The following is a 17,945-nucleotide window of genomic DNA, read 5'->3' on the forward strand; positions in this document are numbered from 1 at the left end:
AAGCGTTATGGAACCGTTAAAAATAGGCATGATCGGATTAGGAAATATTTCTACTTATCATCTTCAGCCGTATATGGCACATCCTCATGTGCGTGTGACGGCATTTTGTGATTTGAACCAGTCAAGGCTGGAAGAAAAGGGATTAAAGTTTGGCGTTAGCGAGCTATACACGGATTATCGCGAGCTTCTTGAAAAAAGTGATGTAGACGCAGTCAGCATCTGTACCTGGAATAATAGCCATGCTGAAATTGCTATTGCTGCATTGGAAGCAGGAAAACATGTGCTTGTTGAAAAGCCTTTGTCCATGAATGTTGAGGAAGCAGAGGCCATTGAAGAAGCTGTACGGAGAACAGGGAAATTATTGCAGGTTGGATTTGTCAGAAGATATGGCGACAATACAGCAATTTTAAAAACCTTTCTTGATGCAGGGGATCTTGGTGAAATTTATTATGCAAAAGCCTCCTGCATCCGCAGACTTGGTAATCCTGGGGGATGGTTTGCTGACAAGTCCCGCTCAGGCGGCGGCCCGCTGATCGATTTAGGCGTTCATATGATCGATGTGTGCTGGTATTTGATGGGCAGACCGAAGCCAGTATCTGTAACGGGATCTGTTTATCATCGTCTAGGCAACCGCTCTAATATTAAGAATCTTTCTTTCTATCAAGCTGCTGATTATGATCCTACGATTAATGAGGTAGAGGACCTGGCGTCTGCCATCATTAAATTTGAGAATGGGGCTTCCCTATTTGTTGATGTGAGCTTCACCCTCCATGCTGTAAAGGATGAGATAAGTGTGAAAATATATGGAAATAAAGGCGGAGCAGAAATTGAACCCGAGCTTGCGATTGTTTCAGAAAAACATAATACAATTGTCAATGTTTCTCCGCAAATAGACCAGTTAAGCTTTGATTTTGAAAAAGCATTCTCCAACGAAGTAGCTGCTTTTGTTGCAGCGTGTAGAGGTGAAGGCGAAATTTTAAGTCCGGTGGAGGACGGTGTGACGGTAATGAAAATGCTGGAAGCAGTCTATCAATCTGCTGAAAATGGTTCCGAAATACGATTTGATGAAAGAGGGTGACGGGATGAAATGGGATGTTGTGATTGCAGGAGGAGGTCTTGGCGGCTGTGCCGCTGCACTGGCCGCATGTCGTGGCAAGCTTCGCGTCCTTTTAATAGAGGAAACGGATTGGCTTGGAGGGCAGTCCTCTGCGCAGGGAGTACCGCCTGATGAGCATCCGTGGATCGAGGAGTTTGGTTGTACAGCTTCCTACCGAGAATATCGAGATCGTATTCGAAGCCACTATCTGAATAAAACTCCGGTGCTTGCTTCAGCTAAATCATCACAATTTAATCCAGGTGAAGCACTTGTAAGCAAGATTTGTCATGAACCGGGAGTTTCGGCGGAGGTTCTACTTGAAATGCTGAAGCCGCATGTAAATGAAGGACTGCTGACAATCAAACTAAATACACGTATTTTAGCAGGAGAACGCCGTGAAAGAAATGCGGTTGCACTGGAGCTTATTCATGAAAATAATCAGAGCCGAGTGGAAGCGCCCTATTTTATCGATGCAACTGAAACAGGTGAATTGCTTGCATTACTGGATCTTCCGTATCGTACAGGAGCCGAAGCAAAAAGTGAAACAGGGGAGCCTCACGCGAGAGAAACAGCTGACCCGTTAGATATTCAGGCCTTTACATATGTTCTTGCAATGGAGCATCGCCCTGGCGAATCACATGTGATCGAAAAGCCGGAGATGTATGATTACTGGAAATCGTGTAAACCAGATATTTGGCCGGATGCAATGCTAAGCTTTTATGCTCCGCATCCGCATACAGGCGAAAAGAGGCCGTACAGCTTGTTTGGAGAGGACGGGCATTTTCCATTATGGACCTATAGACGCTGCTATTCTGCTACACAGTTTGAACAAGGGGAATCAGGAGATATCTCTTTAATGAACTGGCCACAAAATGACTATTTCTTTGGCAATATTTACGATGTGTCCGAGGAAGAAAAGGAAAAACATATTTACCGGGCAAAGCAGCTTAGTTTATCTCTTTTATATTGGCTGCAAACAGAGGCTCCGCTTCCAGATGGAGGCATCGGATATCCGGGTCTTCGTTTGCGAATGGATGTATTTAATACAGAGGATGGGCTGGCAAAAGCCCCATATATACGGGAATCAAGAAGAATGAATGCGCATGTGACAGTCAAAGAGCAGGATGTATCACCTTCTTTTCATCCTGAAGGTCTTGGCACCCGTTTTAATGATTCAGTAGGGATTGGCTCATACAGCATCGATCTTCATCCAAGTATGTCCGGGAATAATTATTTGGATATTCCAGCTCTTCCTTTTCATATTCCGCTCGGTGCATTGATTCCGGTTGATGCCGACAATGTCCTCGGAGCATGCAAAAATATCGGCACTACGCATATTACAAATGGCTGCTTCCGCCTTCATCCAGTGGAATGGAATATCGGTGAAGCTGCTGGTGAAGCTGTATCGTATGCGCTGCAGCATCATTTACTGGCATCCGCCATTCGTGAGGACGAGGGGCATTTGACTGCTTTTCAACAGCAGCTAACCGATCACGGTGTAGAAATTGATTGGCCGGATGGATTTAAAGTGACAGCAGAGACGGCTTCTCGTGGATAAAAGTACTTATTTCCCATTGGATTTTGAAGCGTTTTGGTCGGCACAAAAACGTAAAGCTGAAAAATCGGAGTGGCAGGGGGAATGGACGGAAAGGGACTATCCTATTTCTTCGATCCGCCTTCTTAACTGCACCTTTACTTCATTTGACGGGACACCGATCAATGGCATTTGCTTGCTTCCAAAGCATTTAAAAAAAGGCCCGCTGATGATCTGCTACCCTGGTTATACGGGAGATAAGGGTTTTCCTTCATATTTTCTCAAATGGGCGATGCTCGGGTTGGCGGTTGCTGTGTTTGATGTACGCGGACAGGGACTCTCACCAGACCATGCACGCTACAGGAGGGCAGCGGCAGTACCGGGATGGATGCTGCTCGGCGCAGATGCTCCGGAAACATACTATTTTACAAATGTCATAAAAGACGGATGGCTTCAGTTACAGTGGCTTTTATCAGGAGGGCTTCCGTTTTCCGTACAAGACGTGATATTAAATGGCTCATCACAGGGCGGAGGGTTGGCGCTTGCTTCGGGCGCGTTAATGACAATGGACGATGATTGTTACAACCCATCATTTATTTTAAGCGACTGGCCGTTTTTATCTGATTTTCCGGATGCGGTGGAAGAGGCATCTGAAGGACCCTATATGGAAATTGTTCAGTACGGCAAACGGCATGATCCGCTTCGCAGAAATTGGGAGGATTTGATGAAAACGCTGTCTTATGTTGATTCGGTTCATTTTGCAAGCAAGATAACCAGTCCGTTATATATGGCGATTGGAACCGCTGATAAGGTGACGCCTCCTTCAACCGTGTTCAATGTTTTCGATGCTTCTCCATCAAAAGAAAAACATATCGAGGTATACCACGGTTATGTGCATGAGGTAAATCCGTTTCACGAGGAGAAAAAGCTCGCGTACACAGCTGAAAAAATGAGTACCTATTCTTATAGGAAAGGGGAAAATCAATGAAAACGAGTATTAGCATGTACAGTATGAACGGTCTTGTAAAAAAAGAACAATGGACGGCAGTGGATTTCGCTCATTTTCTCATTAAGCATGAGGTGCAGGGAGCGGAGCTGCTGGACTTTTACAGCGATGGCAAAAACGATGAACTGCTTGAAGCAAAAAAATGGCTGAATGAAGCGGGGATCGCGGTTTCTGCCTATGATGTTTCAAATGATTTTGTGCAGTCTGATGCATCCGAAAGAAGGAAGGAAGAGGAAAAGGTGCTTCGGGCGATTGAAACAGCACGAATGCTGGAAACCTCTATCGTTCGTGTGTTTTGTGGCGATGTAAAGGAAGGGATCACATTTGACCAAGGGCGCAGCTGGATTGTGGAAGGACTGTCAAGATGTGCAGAAGAAGCGAGTCAGGCTGGTATTCGGTTAGCCATTGAAAATCATGGACTTTTAGCAGGGAAAAGTGAACAGGTTCGTTCCATTATAGAAGAGGTTCAATCCCCATTTGTTGGTTCCACATTTGATACAGGAAATTTTTTGCTCGTTGGAGGAGATCCGCTTGCTTCGCTTGAGGAGCTTATGCCGCATATTTTCCACGTTCATTTTAAAGATTTTCGAAAAAAGCTTCCTGAGGAGCAGCTGAAAGGGTTTCGCTCTTTATCAGGTGAGGAATGGATTGGCGAAGTTGCTGGTGACGGTCTTGTGCCGGCACAGTCCATTGTTCATCGTCTATCTGAAGCACGCTATAACGGCTTTTTATCCGTTGAATATGAAGGATACGCTGAACCGGAAGTAGCGAATATTGAAACAATTAAACGGCTGGAACGCTGGATTGGAGAGGTAAACCATGGTTAGCAAGCTGCCAGAATGGATGGATCGAAAAAGAATTCGTGAAAATAAAATTCAGGAAGAGGCCAGCTATGCCTCAGTCAGTGCGCAAATAGAGAGCAGTGACAGGCTTTTCTCACTTGGCTTTGGAGAGCAAGCCTTTCCGGCTCTTGATCAGCTTTTTCAAGAAGAATCATGGTCACGCAATGGGGTGCTTCGAATGCATCGCATAGAAAACGCAGCTCATTCCTGGCTTGAGGAAGATATCATGATGATGACGCGATGGTTTGGTTTGCCAGAACGGTTGCATGTAACGGAAAACATGAAGGATAATGGGCCGCGTCACATAATTGCACTCATTCGTTTTGAGTCCCTGGCTGCCGTTCATTGGGAATTAACAGCATCTGTTGATAGAACGGCTGCTATGAAAATGGAATGGAGCAGTATGGAAGGAACGTTTCAATACAATAGCAGTGAACCCTATAGCGGGGTGTCCGCTGCTCCCGAAGTGGACATTGCTTCCTGCATCCATTTCGCATGGCCGGCAGGTGAAGGGTTTAAAGAACGTGAAGCCGTGCGCCAGCTGATTAGTGAGAGAACGGGGGAATGGACATGAATATTGGCATCATGAGCTTTGCCCATATGCACGCTTATAGCTATGCACAATGCCTGCTTCAATTAAAGCAGGAAAATGTCAATCTAATCTCTATTTGGGATGATAATTCAGTAAGAGGAAAGGAAGCATCTGAACAATTTAATGCTGCATTTTATAATAGTTTTGAAGAGTTTTTTAGATCAGGTCTGGATGCCGTCATTATTTGCAGTGAAAATGTACACCACCACGACCAAGTTATTGCTGCTGCAAAAGCCGGGCTGCACATTATGTGTGAAAAACCGTTATCCTTATCAACCGAAGAAGCGGAAAATATGATTCGTACGTGTAACGATCAGCAAGTAATCCTGCAAACCGCGTTTCCAGTCCGGTTCGCGGCGCCGATCAGAAGACTGAAGGAAGCGGTTGAAGCAGGAGAGGCAGGAGAGATTGTTGCAATCCGGACTACAAACCGTGGACAGAACCCAGGAGGTTGGTTTGCGGATCCAGCTTTGTCAGGCGGCGGTGCCTTGCTCGATCACACGGTCCATATGGCAGACATCATGCGCTGGATTACCGGTTCGGAAGTAAAAGAAGTGCATGCAGAATGGGGAACGCAATTCGGTTCAGATGGAATTGATGATATGGGCCTATTAACGCTCATTTTTGAGGACGGGATTATTGCCTCTCATGATGCGAGCTGGTCCCGCCCATCCGGATTTCCATCCTGGGGAGACGTAACAATAGAAGTAATCGGGACAAAGAAAACACTCTATGCTGACGGATTTGGTGAAAGAGGACATGTGTATCGAAAATCAGGACGAGCCTATGAGCATGTCGTATCAGGAGAAGATATGGATATGGGATTAATTCGTGATTTCGTTGATACCGTAAAAGAAGGACGTTCGCCATCTATTACCGGAGAAGATGGTCTACGTGCTGCTGAAATTGCATTTGCGGCATATGAAGGTGTTACGATATTAAATAAACGCTAATATATTCATTGTTTTAATCTAGATAAGAGTTTGTGTTAGCACTGATTAAAAGGAGGAAAAAAATGAAAGCATTTAAAATTGCGTTGATGCTGACGGCCAGTCTTGTATTGTTTTTTGAAATCCTTATGATCAGTCACTCCCCTGTTCAGGCAGAAGAATTTGATTTAGAACAAATGAATTTGTTAAATGGTGATTTTGAAGAAGTATTACAGAATAATGTGATTCCAGGCTGGGACAGAGTTCCGGTGAACCCTGCAGCAGGAACGGCTGTGGAGATTGTAGAAGATCCTGTTTTCAGCGGAAATCATAGTTTATTAATTGATGACCAAAGCACATCTGCTTCCATTGGTTTGACAAGCCACTATGTCACGATCGAGCCTGGAGAGACGTATCGCATGACATCTGAGGTTTTTGTCGCAAGCAAAAGTGTCAGAGGTTATATTAAGTTTTTCGATCAAAATGGCAGAGAGGTCGGCTCCGCAACAGAACTAGCAAATACCGAAGGACAATGGAGGACTCTTACGATTGATGGGGCTGCTCCAGAAACTGCAACTCGAGCAAAAATCTGGTTCTATATGGGAGCCGGCGGGACAAGCAAAGCCTATGTTGATAATGTGAAACTTTACAAAAAAATTGTCCAGCCTGTAGTTCCTGTTACTGAAAAATTCGAAGCTCCTGTTGACCACGGGGAAGCTGTTCAAATTCCTTTGTCGCAAGGTGCAGCCTATGGTGTAAATAATGGAGTGAATGAACAGTACATTGTGGTTACTGGCTCCCCGGCTGTCTTTTATGCTGTGAATGCGGAAACGGGAGAGCATTTATTTTCGCAGGAAATGCCTGGTCTTGATGTGGCATGGACAGTGGAGGTTGCAAGTGATGGGAATGTTTATTTTGCCGGTACAACAAATGGCGTTGTTTATCGATATCTTCCAGCAGAAAAACGAATTGAAAATCTAGGAGTTAATCCATCTGATAAATTCATTTGGGATCTGGAGCCAAGCAGTGACGGTAAGATTTATGGTGCCACCTATCCAAACAGTAAAGTGTTTGAATATGACATTGCAACTGGGGAGTATACGGATTTAGGTCCGATGAAAGAAGGACAGCAATACGCACGCGGACTCGGTGTCAGTAATCAATATGTTTATACAGGGATTGGAACGGACGCAGCACTTATCAGATATGAACGTAAAACTGGGGAAAAAACGGAACTGGAGATCCCGGTTTCCGGGCAAAAAACGACAATTGGAGAAATTGAGGTTTATAGCGGGAAATTATTCGTTCACAACGGTTCAAAAATGTATGTAATGGATGAAGAAACGGGAGAACATTTAAAAACAATTGATTTTCAGACTAAAATGTCTCCACCCTCTCCATACAATCCGGTTTTAATTTACTACAAAAACGGTGATGAATTATTTACTTATAACATGGCTGAAAATACGACAGCAAAAGTGGAAAATATACCACCAGTGCCAGGGGATACCTCGGTGAAGGCTCATGCATGGATTACGCTTAACGAAGGAGAAAATGCCGGACAAACAGTCCTTGCCGGCATGGCAGCATTTACTGACTCCTTTTTCTACAATCCAACAAATGATTGGTATGAGCTGCATTTTCCTGAAGTGGAAGCGCGGGGAGTTGCAATCAATGCCTTGAGTGCCATTGATGGAAAGGTTTATGCAGGCGGTTATCAGCGTGGAGTGAGTGTTTTTGATCAGAAATCAAAGGAATATGTCTACTCAAATAAAGCATTCCATCAATCAGAGGGCATCCATGAGTATAATGGAAATATTTATTTTGGGACATATCCTGGCGCTAAAATGTATCGTTACGATCCTAATAAACCATTTGATTATCAGGAAAATGGCTTAGGGAACCCGGGACTTTTTCTTGATATAGAAGATGAACAGGACCGGCCATTTGCTATGACAACAGGAGATAATCAATTGTTTATTGGAACCATTCCTGGCTACGGCAAGCTTGGCGGTGCCATAACGGTTGTAAGTGAAGAAGAAAATAAAAAGGGCGAAATGGTCATTGAATCTCAAACCTATCGCAATATCGTCAAAGACCAAAGCATATTTGGCTTAGCGTATAAAGACGGTAAATTATTTGGCGGGACTTCCATTACAGGAGGGCTCGGAATTAATCCAGCAGCCGATGAAGCCAAAATGTTTGTTTTTGATGTAGAAACGGGTCAGGTAATAAAGGAATTCACTCCTGAAATACCTGGCTACACGAATAAAATGCAAATGATTGGCGATCTATCCTTTGGTCCGGACGGTTTGTTATGGGGGATTATTGATGGGATCATCTTCGCAATGGATCCAGAAACATTCGAGGTAGTGAAAAGTAAAATTGTATATGAGACAGCCTTTAACAGCAGTAAATTCCGTCCATTTTACTTGCAGTGGGGCAATGATGGCTTACTGTACACAACCCTTAACCGCAAGCTGACAGTCGTTGATCCACAAACATTAAATACTCAGCAGCTCGTCGACGGCACGGTGAACCTGATGTCTCTTGGAACAAATGGATCTATCTATTACGCGATGGGATCTAAGCTATTTGAATTGCCCATCAAACAGCCAGACGAAATTGAACTGTATGCTCCGCAAAAACGTGCTAAAGTAAATGAAGAACTTTCATTTTACATCAAAGCGAAAAACAGAGATGAACTATCCATTCGTCTTGGGAATTTGCCATTTGAAAACGAGTATTTTTCGATTGTTGATTTTGAACAGGGACTTGCCAAGAAATCCGGAAGAGACATAGTCGTTCAATTGCCGGAAAGCGAGGAAAAAATAAAAATAATCGGATCATCCAAAGGAAATGACTGGACAGAAGAAACAGTGTATAAAGTGAACATTAAAGCCAAACGGCACATACCCGCTACCCGAGTCGTATTGGAAAAATACCTTGAGTTAGATAAAGAGAAATTTTCATTACACTACTATCAGCACTAAACGGCAAGCGACAGACAAAGCGACAAGCAGTTCATCTGCTCGTCGCTTTTTTTGCTGGGTACAATACTTTTGTTCGCTAAAGGGGTCAGACCCCTTTAGCGAACAAAAGTATATGAATAAAATAAAACACCCGGCTATGACCGATTATTTTCGGTTATAGCCGGGTGTTTTTGCGTGATAGGCCTCTTCGGCTCTGGCGTCAATTCGCCAATTTCGAAAGGTGTAGAGGCCGATGATGCTAGATGCCATAATAAACTCTAAGTAAAAGGATTCACTAAATGCAGGGGGCAAGAGATTTGTAGAAAACTTTATGAATATATAAAGTGAAAAAATTCCTGTGGAAATGGGGCAGAGGATATTAAGAAGTTTCACTGTTGTATGCACCTCCTAGTGACTTTGTGAAAAACTCAATATATGCTCCTAAGACTAGGTGACACTGCGTGTTTGAATCAACAGACACGTTTAACAAAGTCAATAAAATAAAGAGTCTTTTCGTTTCTTCTTTTGTAAACATGAGCTAGCAGCTGGAGCTATAGGATTTAAAGAACATACTCGTTCATTGGAGGGCTGTAATTTCATCGCAATATAAAAATTGGAGAATCAAAGGTTTTAGAAGCAAGCAAATATTTCATTAAAGTAATTACCTCCTTTTTCAAATTGTATTCGTAATATGTGGACGTTTCAATCGATTCGGTGGATTTTAATGAAAATGATATTTAACTAACTTATAACAACACAATATTTAACAATATGCAGGGAAAATCGTAATTTTTGTCATAATTTGATATTGCAAAGAATGTTCTAGGTAAAAAAGACACGTTAAGAACTTCCTGCTGCCTACGATCTTCTTTTTTCAGCGAACGGGTATATTAGAGTAAACTCTGTTGCTATTGGGTTTCTTGATGCTTTTGTTCGCTAAAGGGGTCAGACCCCTTTAGCGAACAAAAGCGTTTCACTTCCATGATTGCACTCCATTCCATAAAAAAATGGATAGGCCACACGTTTATATCCACTTCAAAAAAAGACAAGCAGCTCAGCTGCTTGTCTTTTTGGTCCAGCTTAATAATGAGATCAATGATGATCCACGGTTGCTTGAATATCTGAATCACGGTGCTTCCATAGCTGGATAACGAACCAGATGGCAACGGCTAACCATAAAAGTGATCCGAGAATGAGCGATAGGGTGTAATCGAGTCCTAATCCCTCTGGTGCATAAAAAATGTAGGTTGTGACGACTGCTGTCATAAACAGTGCTGGAATCGAAGTAATCCAATGAAACTTTTGATTTTTCAATAGATACATGGTTGCGGTCCATAGCATGACAGTTGCGACAACCTGATTGCTCCAGCCAACATATCTCCATAGGAATGAGTAGTCAATGGATGCTAGAAGAATGGTTGGAATCGTAACTGACAGCGTTGAAATCACAACACCTTTTTTTCCTTGAAAAGCTTTTGAAGCCTTAGACAATGAATCCATTAGCATCATACGAGAAGAACGCAGGGCTGTATCACCTGTTGTAATCGGCAGGATGATAACACCTAAAATGGCTAGGATACCACCGAGCGTGCCAAGAAGGCTTGTAGACATTTCGTTTACTACACCTGCTGGACCTCCAGCTGCGATTGCGGCTTGAAGACCACCAGTACCGCTAAAGAAGGTCATTGCAGCAGCGGCCCAGATGAGGGTAATAACTCCTTCACCAACCATGGCTCCGTAAAATACTTTTCGTCCTTCCGATTGCTTTTTAAGCGTACGGGCGACAATTGGACTTTGGGTACTATGAAAACCAGAAATAGCACCGCAAGAAATGGTAACCATCAATAAAGGCCAAAGCGGCAATTCGCCAGGATGAAGATTAGAAAACGTCAAATTCGGAATACTTTGTCCTGAAAAAACAAGTGCCCCCGCAATCGCTACTGCCATAAATATAATGATCGCACCGAAAAGTGGATAAATTTTGCCAATAATTTTGTTGACTGGCAAGAGTGCAGCAAGTAAGAAATAAGCAAATACTAAAATGAGTGCCACTGTAAAGTTAAGCGGTGTAATTTGTGCAATCAGCTGTGCAGGACCTGCAGTAAATGCAGCTGCAACAAGCATCATTAAAATAATGGATATAACATTGATAAAGGATTGAGCAGGTTTTCCTAAATATTTTCCTACAAGTGCAGGAAACTGAGCTCCGTTATGTTTAAGTGAAAGCATTCCAGAGAAGTAATCGTGAACGGCACCTGCAAATATACAGCCGACTACGATCCAGATAAAGGCTACAGGCCCATATAAAGCACCCATAATGGCGCCGAAAATCGGACCAAGTCCTGCAATGTTTAATAGTTGAATAAGAGAACCCTTCCACCATGGCATTGGCACATAATCCATGCCATCCTGCTGTGTATATGCTGGAGTAGGTTTATCGTCATCTATACCAAAAATTCGCTCGACGACCTTTGAATAAACGAAATAACCTACGATTAGAAATAGTAAAGCTCCAAAAAATGTAATCATGTGACTGACACGCCCTTTCGACAAATCTTGCAATGAGATGTTCTTCATTGTACATAGGGATTGAGAAGAGTTCAACTATTATTTTCTGAAAATATTTTATTTTACAATAGCTTTTGTACATTGAAGCGTTTACATATCAAGTGGCTCAAGGGTTTGATCGCATTTTAACATTTTTGAAATTTTTAATAACAATGAAGAATGTGACAGCGAGGTGTTGACCCTTCTTGAAACCCGCGTTATGATTGTGCTCATCAGTAGTTGAAGAGGATACAAAGGAGTGAAAAGGATGGCAGAACAGTGGATTTTTATGAATGGTGGATTTGTGAAAAAAGAGGATGCTAAAATATCCGTTTATGACCATGGATTTTTATATGGAGACGGGGTATTTGAAGGAATTCGAGCATATGATGGAAATGTTTTTCGCTTAAAGGAGCATCTGGTGCGTTTACTGGATTCTGCGAAATCAATTTTGCTGCAAATCCCTTATACCTTGGATGAATTAAGTGATATTGTCGTTCAAACGCTGCAAAAAAATGAGCTGCAGGACGGATACATTCGGCTTGTTGTATCTAGAGGCCAAGGGGATCTTGGGCTTGATCCATTTAAATGTAAGGATCCACAGGTCATTGTCATCGCTGAAAAGCTGGCGTTATTTCCTGAAGCACTATATGAAAAGGGACTTAATATTGTTACGGTGGCAAGTCGCCGTAACCGCTCAGATGTCCTAAGTCCAAAAGTAAAATCGTTAAATTATTTAAATAATATTCTTGTTAAAATTGAAGCATCGCTCGCTGGTGTTCCTGAAGCGCTTATGCTGAACGACCAAGGCTATGTTGCAGAGGGTTCTGCAGATAACATCTTTATTGTTCGAAACAATAAAATTATGACGCCGCCTGGCTATGTTGGTGCATTAGAAGGGATCACCCGTAATGCCATTATGGAGCTTGCGATCGACAAGGGCTATGATATGACAGAGCAGGTTTTTACACGCCATGATGTGTATACAGCGGATGAAGTGTTTCTGACTGGTACAGCTGCTGAAGTCATTGCGGTTGTTGATGTAGATGGCCGTACGATTGGCGAGGGTGTACCTGGACCGGTCACACAGGAGCTTTTGCAGGATTTTCGCCAGCTAGTTATAAGAGATGGCGTAAAAATTGGTACAAGTAATAGTGAAGTAAGTTAATCGTAGGACCCCAGCGGATCGTGAGCTGGGGTCTTTTTATGTCGTTTAAAAAGTTTTGAAGGGGTAGAGGAAATAAATTTTAAGTAAAACTATTCTGAAATAAAAGGAGGAAAAGAGTGACTTTTCATCTGGAAGAAACCCCCTGTAAAGCTTCTAGGTGTTTAACCAAAAATAAGCAGAATTTCCCCAAAAGTAGAAAAGCGGAGATCCAATAAATCTGGATCTCCGCTTTTCTTGATTGTCCAGCTCCAGCCCCCAGCCCCTCGAGGTCATAAGCCCCACTGCCCTAGTCGACAAAAAGCGTCGACCAGTCCAGTGTGTCTTATGCTAGTCGGGGCTAAGCGGGCGCTTGCGCTTTTCTTGATTGTCCAGCTCCAGCCCCCAGCCCCTCGAGGTCATAAGCCCCACTGCCCTAGTCGACAAAAAGCGTCGACCAGTCCAGTGTGTCTTATGCTAGTCGGGGCTAAGCGGGCGCTTGCGCTTTTCTTGATTGTCCAGCTCCAGCCCCCAGCCCCTCGAGGTCATAAGCCCCACTGCCCTAGTCGACAAAAAGCGTCGACCAGTCCAGTGTTTCTTATGCTGGTCGGGGCTAAGCGGGCGCTTGCGCTTTTCTTATTTATGCCATCCGTTTGCGATATGTCTGGCTCTTACGACTCCCTCGATATTTTGAAGGCGGTTTAAGATGTCCACTGCTTCTGGGTCTGTTAGTTTATTATCAATATCAATCAGTGTATATGCCCAGCTTCCACGGCTTCGGTTTACCATGTCTGCAATGTTAAATGCACGTTCTGCCAGCAGGGTTGAAATTTGACCTACCATGTTAGGAACGTTTTTATGCATAATGGTCAATCTGCCTGGTGATGTAAGAGGTAAATCAATATTTGGCAGGTTTACTGCATTTCGGATATTACCTGTTTCTAAGAAGTTCTTCAGCTGCGTTGCCGCCATTACGGCACAGTTTTCTTCAGATTCCAGCGTTGATGCTCCTAAATGAGGAATGGCTACAACATTCTCCAGCTCAAAGATTCGGTCATTCGGGAAATCTGTAATATATTTTCCGACAGTGCCGTCTTTAAGGGCGGCTTCAAGTGCTTGCTCATCAACAAGCTCACCACGGGCAAAGTTGATAAATTGAATGCCTTTTTTCATTGCTTTAAAGGCCTTTTCATCAATAAATCCTGTTGTTTTTTCAGAGAGTGGAACATGGATGGTAATGTAATCACAAGTAGCTAAAAGCTCCTCAAGATTGTGTACACGCTGAACGTTCCTTGAAATCATCCAGGCTACATCAACAGATACAAACGGATCGTAGGCTACAACATCCATATCGAGTGAAAGTGCGTCGTTTGCTACGACGGATCCGATATTTCCAAGGCCGATAACACCGAGTTTTTTTCCGCGGATTTCGTTTCCAATAAATGCTTTTTTGTTCGCCTCTACTTGCTGTGCTACATTCGTTGAACCTTTTAAGGAGTTCGTCCATGTAATAGCACTAAAAAGATTTCTAGCAGAAGCAATTAAGCAAGATAGAACAAGCTCTTTAACGGCATTTGCATTGGCTCCTGGCGTGTTAAAGACGACCACACCCTGTTCAGTGAAGCTTTCAACAGGAATGTTATTTGTTCCGGCTCCTGCTCTTGCAATGGCTTGAACAGAAGAAGGGAGTGGTTCGTTATGAAGTGAGTGGCTTCTTAAAAGAATCGCGTCTGGATCCGCGTCAGCTGCATTAACTTTATATTGTTCGTCTAAAAGAGAAAGTCCTGCATTGGCAATCTGGTTATACGTTTTAATATGATGAGTCACTTTTGAAGTCCTCCTAGAAGCTGAATATCAATCTTTGATTGTTGATACCGCATGTGTTTTTTCGAATTCATTCATTGCATCGACTAATCGCTGTACACCTTGTACTGGCATGGCGTTATAAATACTTGCACGCATACCGCCAACTGAACGATGTCCTTTTAACTCCAATAGCTCGCGATCAGCAGCAAACTTTACGAAAGCTTTATCTAATTCATCATTACCCGTTGTAAATGGAATATTCATAAGGGAACGATCCGCTTTATTGACGGGTGACTTGAATAGATTGGATTGGTCAATCGCATCATAGAGAAGCCCTGCTTTATGACGGTTGCGTTTTTCCATCTCTTTAACGCCTCCGAGAGATTCGATCCATTCAAGCACAAGGTTGATCATATAAATGCCAAACGTCGGCGGAGTATTATAGAGTGAATCTGCTTTCGAATGAGTTTCATAATTCAGCATTGTGGGAGTGGATTTAGGAGCATGTCCAATTAGGTCTTCTCGAATAATCACAATTGTTACACCTGAAGGGCCTAAATTTTTCTGTGCACCCGCATAAATAACGCCGTATGAGGAAACATCAATTTCCTCTGATAAAATACTTGATGAGAGATCATTTATAATAGGAATGTCTCCGATATTTGGAAGAGATGAAATTCTCGTTCCTTCTATAGTATTATTCCCGGTAATATGAAGGTAAGCAGTATTTTCTGGCAGCTTGAGTGAGGACAAATCTGGAACTGACCGAAACTTATCATCCTCTGATGATGCCACGATCGTAGCTTGACCAACCTTTTTTGCCTCGTCATATGCTTTTTTTGACCATGATCCTGTCATAATATAGGCAGCTTGGTGATCTTTTTGTAATAAATTTAATGGAATCATCGAAAATTGCAGGGAAGCACCACCCTGTAAAAAAAGAATTTGATAAGAATCTGGAATATTCATTAACGATCGTAAACGCGTTTTTGCTTCCTGAAGGATTCCTTCAAATATCTTTGATCGATGACTCATTTCCATAATCGACATACCTGAGGTGCGCGTATTGATTAGCTCAGATTGCGCTCGCTCTAGTACTTCAAGGGGTAAGGCAGAAGGTCCTGCCGAAAAATTCACTACACGTTCCATCCTACGTCCAACTCCTATTCTACTCTTTTTTTGCTATGAAACATCCTTCACAAAGATATTCCAAGTATAGTTTTCTCACGTACAGGTGTCAATGAGTGAAGCACAGTTTTAGTTGTAATCTAATTGTTAACTCAATTACATAGTTTTGACATTCTCTCGCAATCTATAGATGTTATGATTACTCCTGTTAGTGAAAAGGAGGGCTTCATTTCATGAAAAAACAAATCGTTGCACTAACAGCAATCGCAGCGTTGACTGCCGGAGCGGCAAGTCAAGCATCAGCAGCAACATCTCACACGGTACAAAGAGGAGACACGTTGTGGGGGATTTCTCAGTCAAATAACGTCAGTGTGCAAGATCTTAAAGAGTGGAACAGTTTAGCTTCCACAATTATATACCCTAATCAAGAGTTAAAGGTTAGCGGTTCAGCTTCTGAAGAAAAAGCTACTTATACCGTTGTAAGTGGTGACACGCTTTATAAAATCGCTAATACTCACGGGATTTCATTAGATGCATTAATAAGCTGGAACGGTTTAACCAGCGACTTGATCTTCCCAGGTCAAGAATTTGTTGTAAAAGGCGGCACTGCACAGGCAGCGGCAGTACAAACATCAGCGCCAGCACAAACTTCAGCTCCTGAACAAACATCAGCACCAGCTGAAGAAACGGCTGTACAGAACACAAGTGCAGAAGCACCATCATCAGAAGCAGCACAGGAAATGACTGTGACAGCAACTGCCTATACGGCATACTGTAACGGTTGCTCAGGAACGACTGCTACAGGCATCGACTTGCGTGCAAATCCTAATCAAAAAGTCATTGCAGTAGATCCTAACGTCATTCCACTAGGTTCTAGAGTATGGGTTGAAGGTTACGGAGAAGCAATTGCTGGAGATACTGGCGGAGCAATCAAAGGAAACAAAATTGATGTATTTATCCCATCACAAGACGCAGCGCTTAGCTGGGGCGTCAAAGAAGTAACAGTTAAAATCTTAAACTAAAAATTTATTGATCCAATAGATTGCCACTTTCCTTTTAGGAAAGTGGCTTATTTTTTGAAGTTTTATAGTTACTAGACGCTCTTTTTTAAAAATTTGATGATTGAAAGAAAGTCTTTCGTTCAGCCGTCGTCTCAATTAATCGTGATGGAATGAAAAGGCTATAACGTTTATTTATGACGAATTGTTAAAGAGTAAAAGCTATAATAAGAACCACTGCATTACCAGCGAACACAAAAATGCTGATGTATCAACGGAATTGAGTGCTTTAGTTCGCTGAAGGGGTCTGACCCCTTCAGCGAACTAAAGCGTAATTGGTAAGCATTATCGCTTTATCTTTTACATAAAATGTACGATAATATAGATAAATAACTGAATATTCTAAATGGATTACAGACAGGGGGAGGGTACCATGTTGCTGATGATAAAAATGATGAAACCGTTTTATACGCTTCAGGAAGGAAATGATCTTAAGCTTGTATTTGCGTATCAGTATTTCTCCGTTGTGAAAGGGACTGAGGTTTATCAGTTTATTCCAGTTGAATCAAATGAAATCCGTATTAATTTGAAAACGAAGCAGATTGAGAACCTGACCGATATTTTTGTTTTCCAGAGAGGCACGAGGATTTTTAGAATACCTCTGTTTCAGCTATTGCAAATTTCCGATTTAATTGACCACCTCAAATCCATTACAACCTTTTATATTCAAGAGGCGAAAACGCTGGCTGAGGCGGAGTCCTTTAATGAAGAAATATTTCATCTCGAAATACAAAATCTGCAGCGATTAATTGATAAAGCACTGTCAGATGGAGACCGTGAAATGTTTATGCTCTTAACAGATAAACTCAAGGCAGAGGAGGCGGCTCACTAATGTCTCCGGAATTAATAGGTCGACCACTTATCTCGTAACCGAAGGGAAAGAACATACCTTTGGTGCAGGTAAGTGGTTTTATTATTCCCTTGATCTAGGCAACAAATTTTTCACCACTTCTTTTACCATCTTGATATTCTGGTTCAATCCTCTCTCTATATGCGTGAGAAAAGAAATAGACAAAAAAAGGACCGCCTATCGCATAGGCGGTCAAGAGAGGGTATTGCTGGGTCATTTCATATTCTTATTTTAAAATAGATTTAGTGCACAGTCTATCGGGAAAATCGATCATCTTCCGGAAAAAGGGATCACAAGCTGAATCCAGACCATTAGGCTTATTAATAATGATTACAATCTATTGTTTTCTAGAATTTAAATCAAACAGGTTGATTATGATAAGAACAAATTATGTAATAAAATTATTTTAAAATAAAGTCATGTTGAAGCCCATTGTTGATT

The 17,945-nt window shown here is 42.3% G+C and carries 13 protein-coding genes; 10 read left to right on the forward strand and 3 right to left on the reverse strand.

The window, feature by feature from the left end:
* Positions 1-7 precede the first annotated feature (7 nt).
* From KP78_RS06225 to KP78_RS06255, 7 genes are all read left to right on the forward strand, one after another.
* Positions 8-1,078, forward strand: a complete 1,071-nt coding sequence (locus KP78_RS06225) for a Gfo/Idh/MocA family protein (protein WP_041087116.1) — start codon at positions 8-10, stop codon at positions 1,076-1,078.
* A complete protein-coding gene (locus KP78_RS06230; RefSeq protein ID WP_235420851.1) occupies positions 1,044-2,654 on the forward strand; it encodes an FAD-dependent oxidoreductase in 1,611 nt (536 codons plus the stop codon). The genes KP78_RS06225 and KP78_RS06230 overlap by 35 nt, the downstream gene beginning before the upstream one ends.
* The gene (locus KP78_RS06235) at positions 2,647-3,618 is read left to right on the forward strand and encodes an acetylxylan esterase (RefSeq protein ID WP_041087118.1); all 972 of its coding nucleotides are present in this window, start codon (positions 2,647-2,649) and stop codon (positions 3,616-3,618) included. The genes KP78_RS06230 and KP78_RS06235 overlap by 8 nt, the downstream gene beginning before the upstream one ends.
* Complete coding sequence (locus KP78_RS06240) at positions 3,615-4,463, forward strand: sugar phosphate isomerase/epimerase family protein (RefSeq protein ID WP_041087120.1); 849 nt, start codon at positions 3,615-3,617, stop codon at positions 4,461-4,463. The genes KP78_RS06235 and KP78_RS06240 overlap by 4 nt, the downstream gene beginning before the upstream one ends.
* Entirely contained in the window at positions 4,456-5,052 is a 597-nt protein-coding gene (locus KP78_RS06245; protein WP_041087122.1) for a hypothetical protein, read from the forward strand. Before KP78_RS06240 ends, KP78_RS06245 begins: the two co-directional genes overlap by 8 nt.
* Positions 5,049-6,023: a Gfo/Idh/MocA family protein gene (locus KP78_RS06250; protein WP_041087123.1), complete on the forward strand. Its 975-nt coding sequence runs from the start codon at positions 5,049-5,051 to the stop codon at positions 6,021-6,023. Before KP78_RS06245 ends, KP78_RS06250 begins: the two co-directional genes overlap by 4 nt.
* A gap of 62 nt (positions 6,024-6,085) precedes the next feature.
* Positions 6,086-8,992 carry a PQQ-binding-like beta-propeller repeat protein gene (locus KP78_RS06255; RefSeq protein WP_041087124.1) on the forward strand — a complete coding sequence of 969 codons (2,907 nt, stop codon included), beginning with the start codon at positions 6,086-6,088 and terminating at the stop codon, positions 8,990-8,992.
* Positions 8,993-10,063: 1,071 nt separating this feature from the next.
* Here the strand turns inward: KP78_RS06255 and KP78_RS06265 are convergent.
* Positions 10,064-11,500, reverse strand: a complete 1,437-nt coding sequence (locus KP78_RS06265) for a carbon starvation CstA family protein (protein WP_041087128.1) — start codon at positions 11,498-11,500, stop codon at positions 10,064-10,066.
* 286 nt (positions 11,501-11,786) lie between these two features.
* Here KP78_RS06265 and ilvE point away from each other — a divergent pair, with 286 nt between their 5' ends.
* Positions 11,787-12,686, forward strand: coding sequence for a branched-chain-amino-acid transaminase (gene ilvE, locus KP78_RS06270; protein ID WP_041087130.1), 900 nt, complete (start codon positions 11,787-11,789; stop codon positions 12,684-12,686).
* 612 nt (positions 12,687-13,298) lie between these two features.
* Here the strand turns inward: ilvE and KP78_RS06275 are convergent.
* The gene (locus KP78_RS06275) at positions 13,299-14,489 is read right to left on the reverse strand and encodes a phosphoglycerate dehydrogenase (RefSeq protein WP_041087132.1); all 1,191 of its coding nucleotides are present in this window, start codon (positions 14,487-14,489) and stop codon (positions 13,299-13,301) included.
* A gap of 27 nt (positions 14,490-14,516) precedes the next feature.
* Complete coding sequence (gene serC, locus KP78_RS06280; protein WP_041087134.1) at positions 14,517-15,617, reverse strand: 3-phosphoserine/phosphohydroxythreonine transaminase; 1,101 nt, start codon at positions 15,615-15,617, stop codon at positions 14,517-14,519.
* A gap of 212 nt (positions 15,618-15,829) precedes the next feature.
* Here serC and KP78_RS06285 point away from each other — a divergent pair, with 212 nt between their 5' ends.
* Together KP78_RS06285 and KP78_RS06290 are read left to right on the forward strand one after the other, a co-directional pair.
* Positions 15,830-16,618, forward strand: coding sequence for a LysM peptidoglycan-binding and 3D domain-containing protein (locus tag KP78_RS06285; protein ID WP_041087136.1), 789 nt, complete (start codon positions 15,830-15,832; stop codon positions 16,616-16,618).
* A gap of 409 nt (positions 16,619-17,027) precedes the next feature.
* The gene (locus KP78_RS06290) at positions 17,028-17,486 is read left to right on the forward strand and encodes an IDEAL domain-containing protein (RefSeq protein WP_235420852.1); all 459 of its coding nucleotides are present in this window, start codon (positions 17,028-17,030) and stop codon (positions 17,484-17,486) included.
* Positions 17,487-17,945: the final 459 nt, after the last annotated feature.

The organism is Jeotgalibacillus soli (genome assembly GCF_000829435.1).
Classification (GTDB): Bacteria; Bacillota; Bacilli; order Bacillales; family Jeotgalibacillaceae; genus Jeotgalibacillus; species Jeotgalibacillus soli.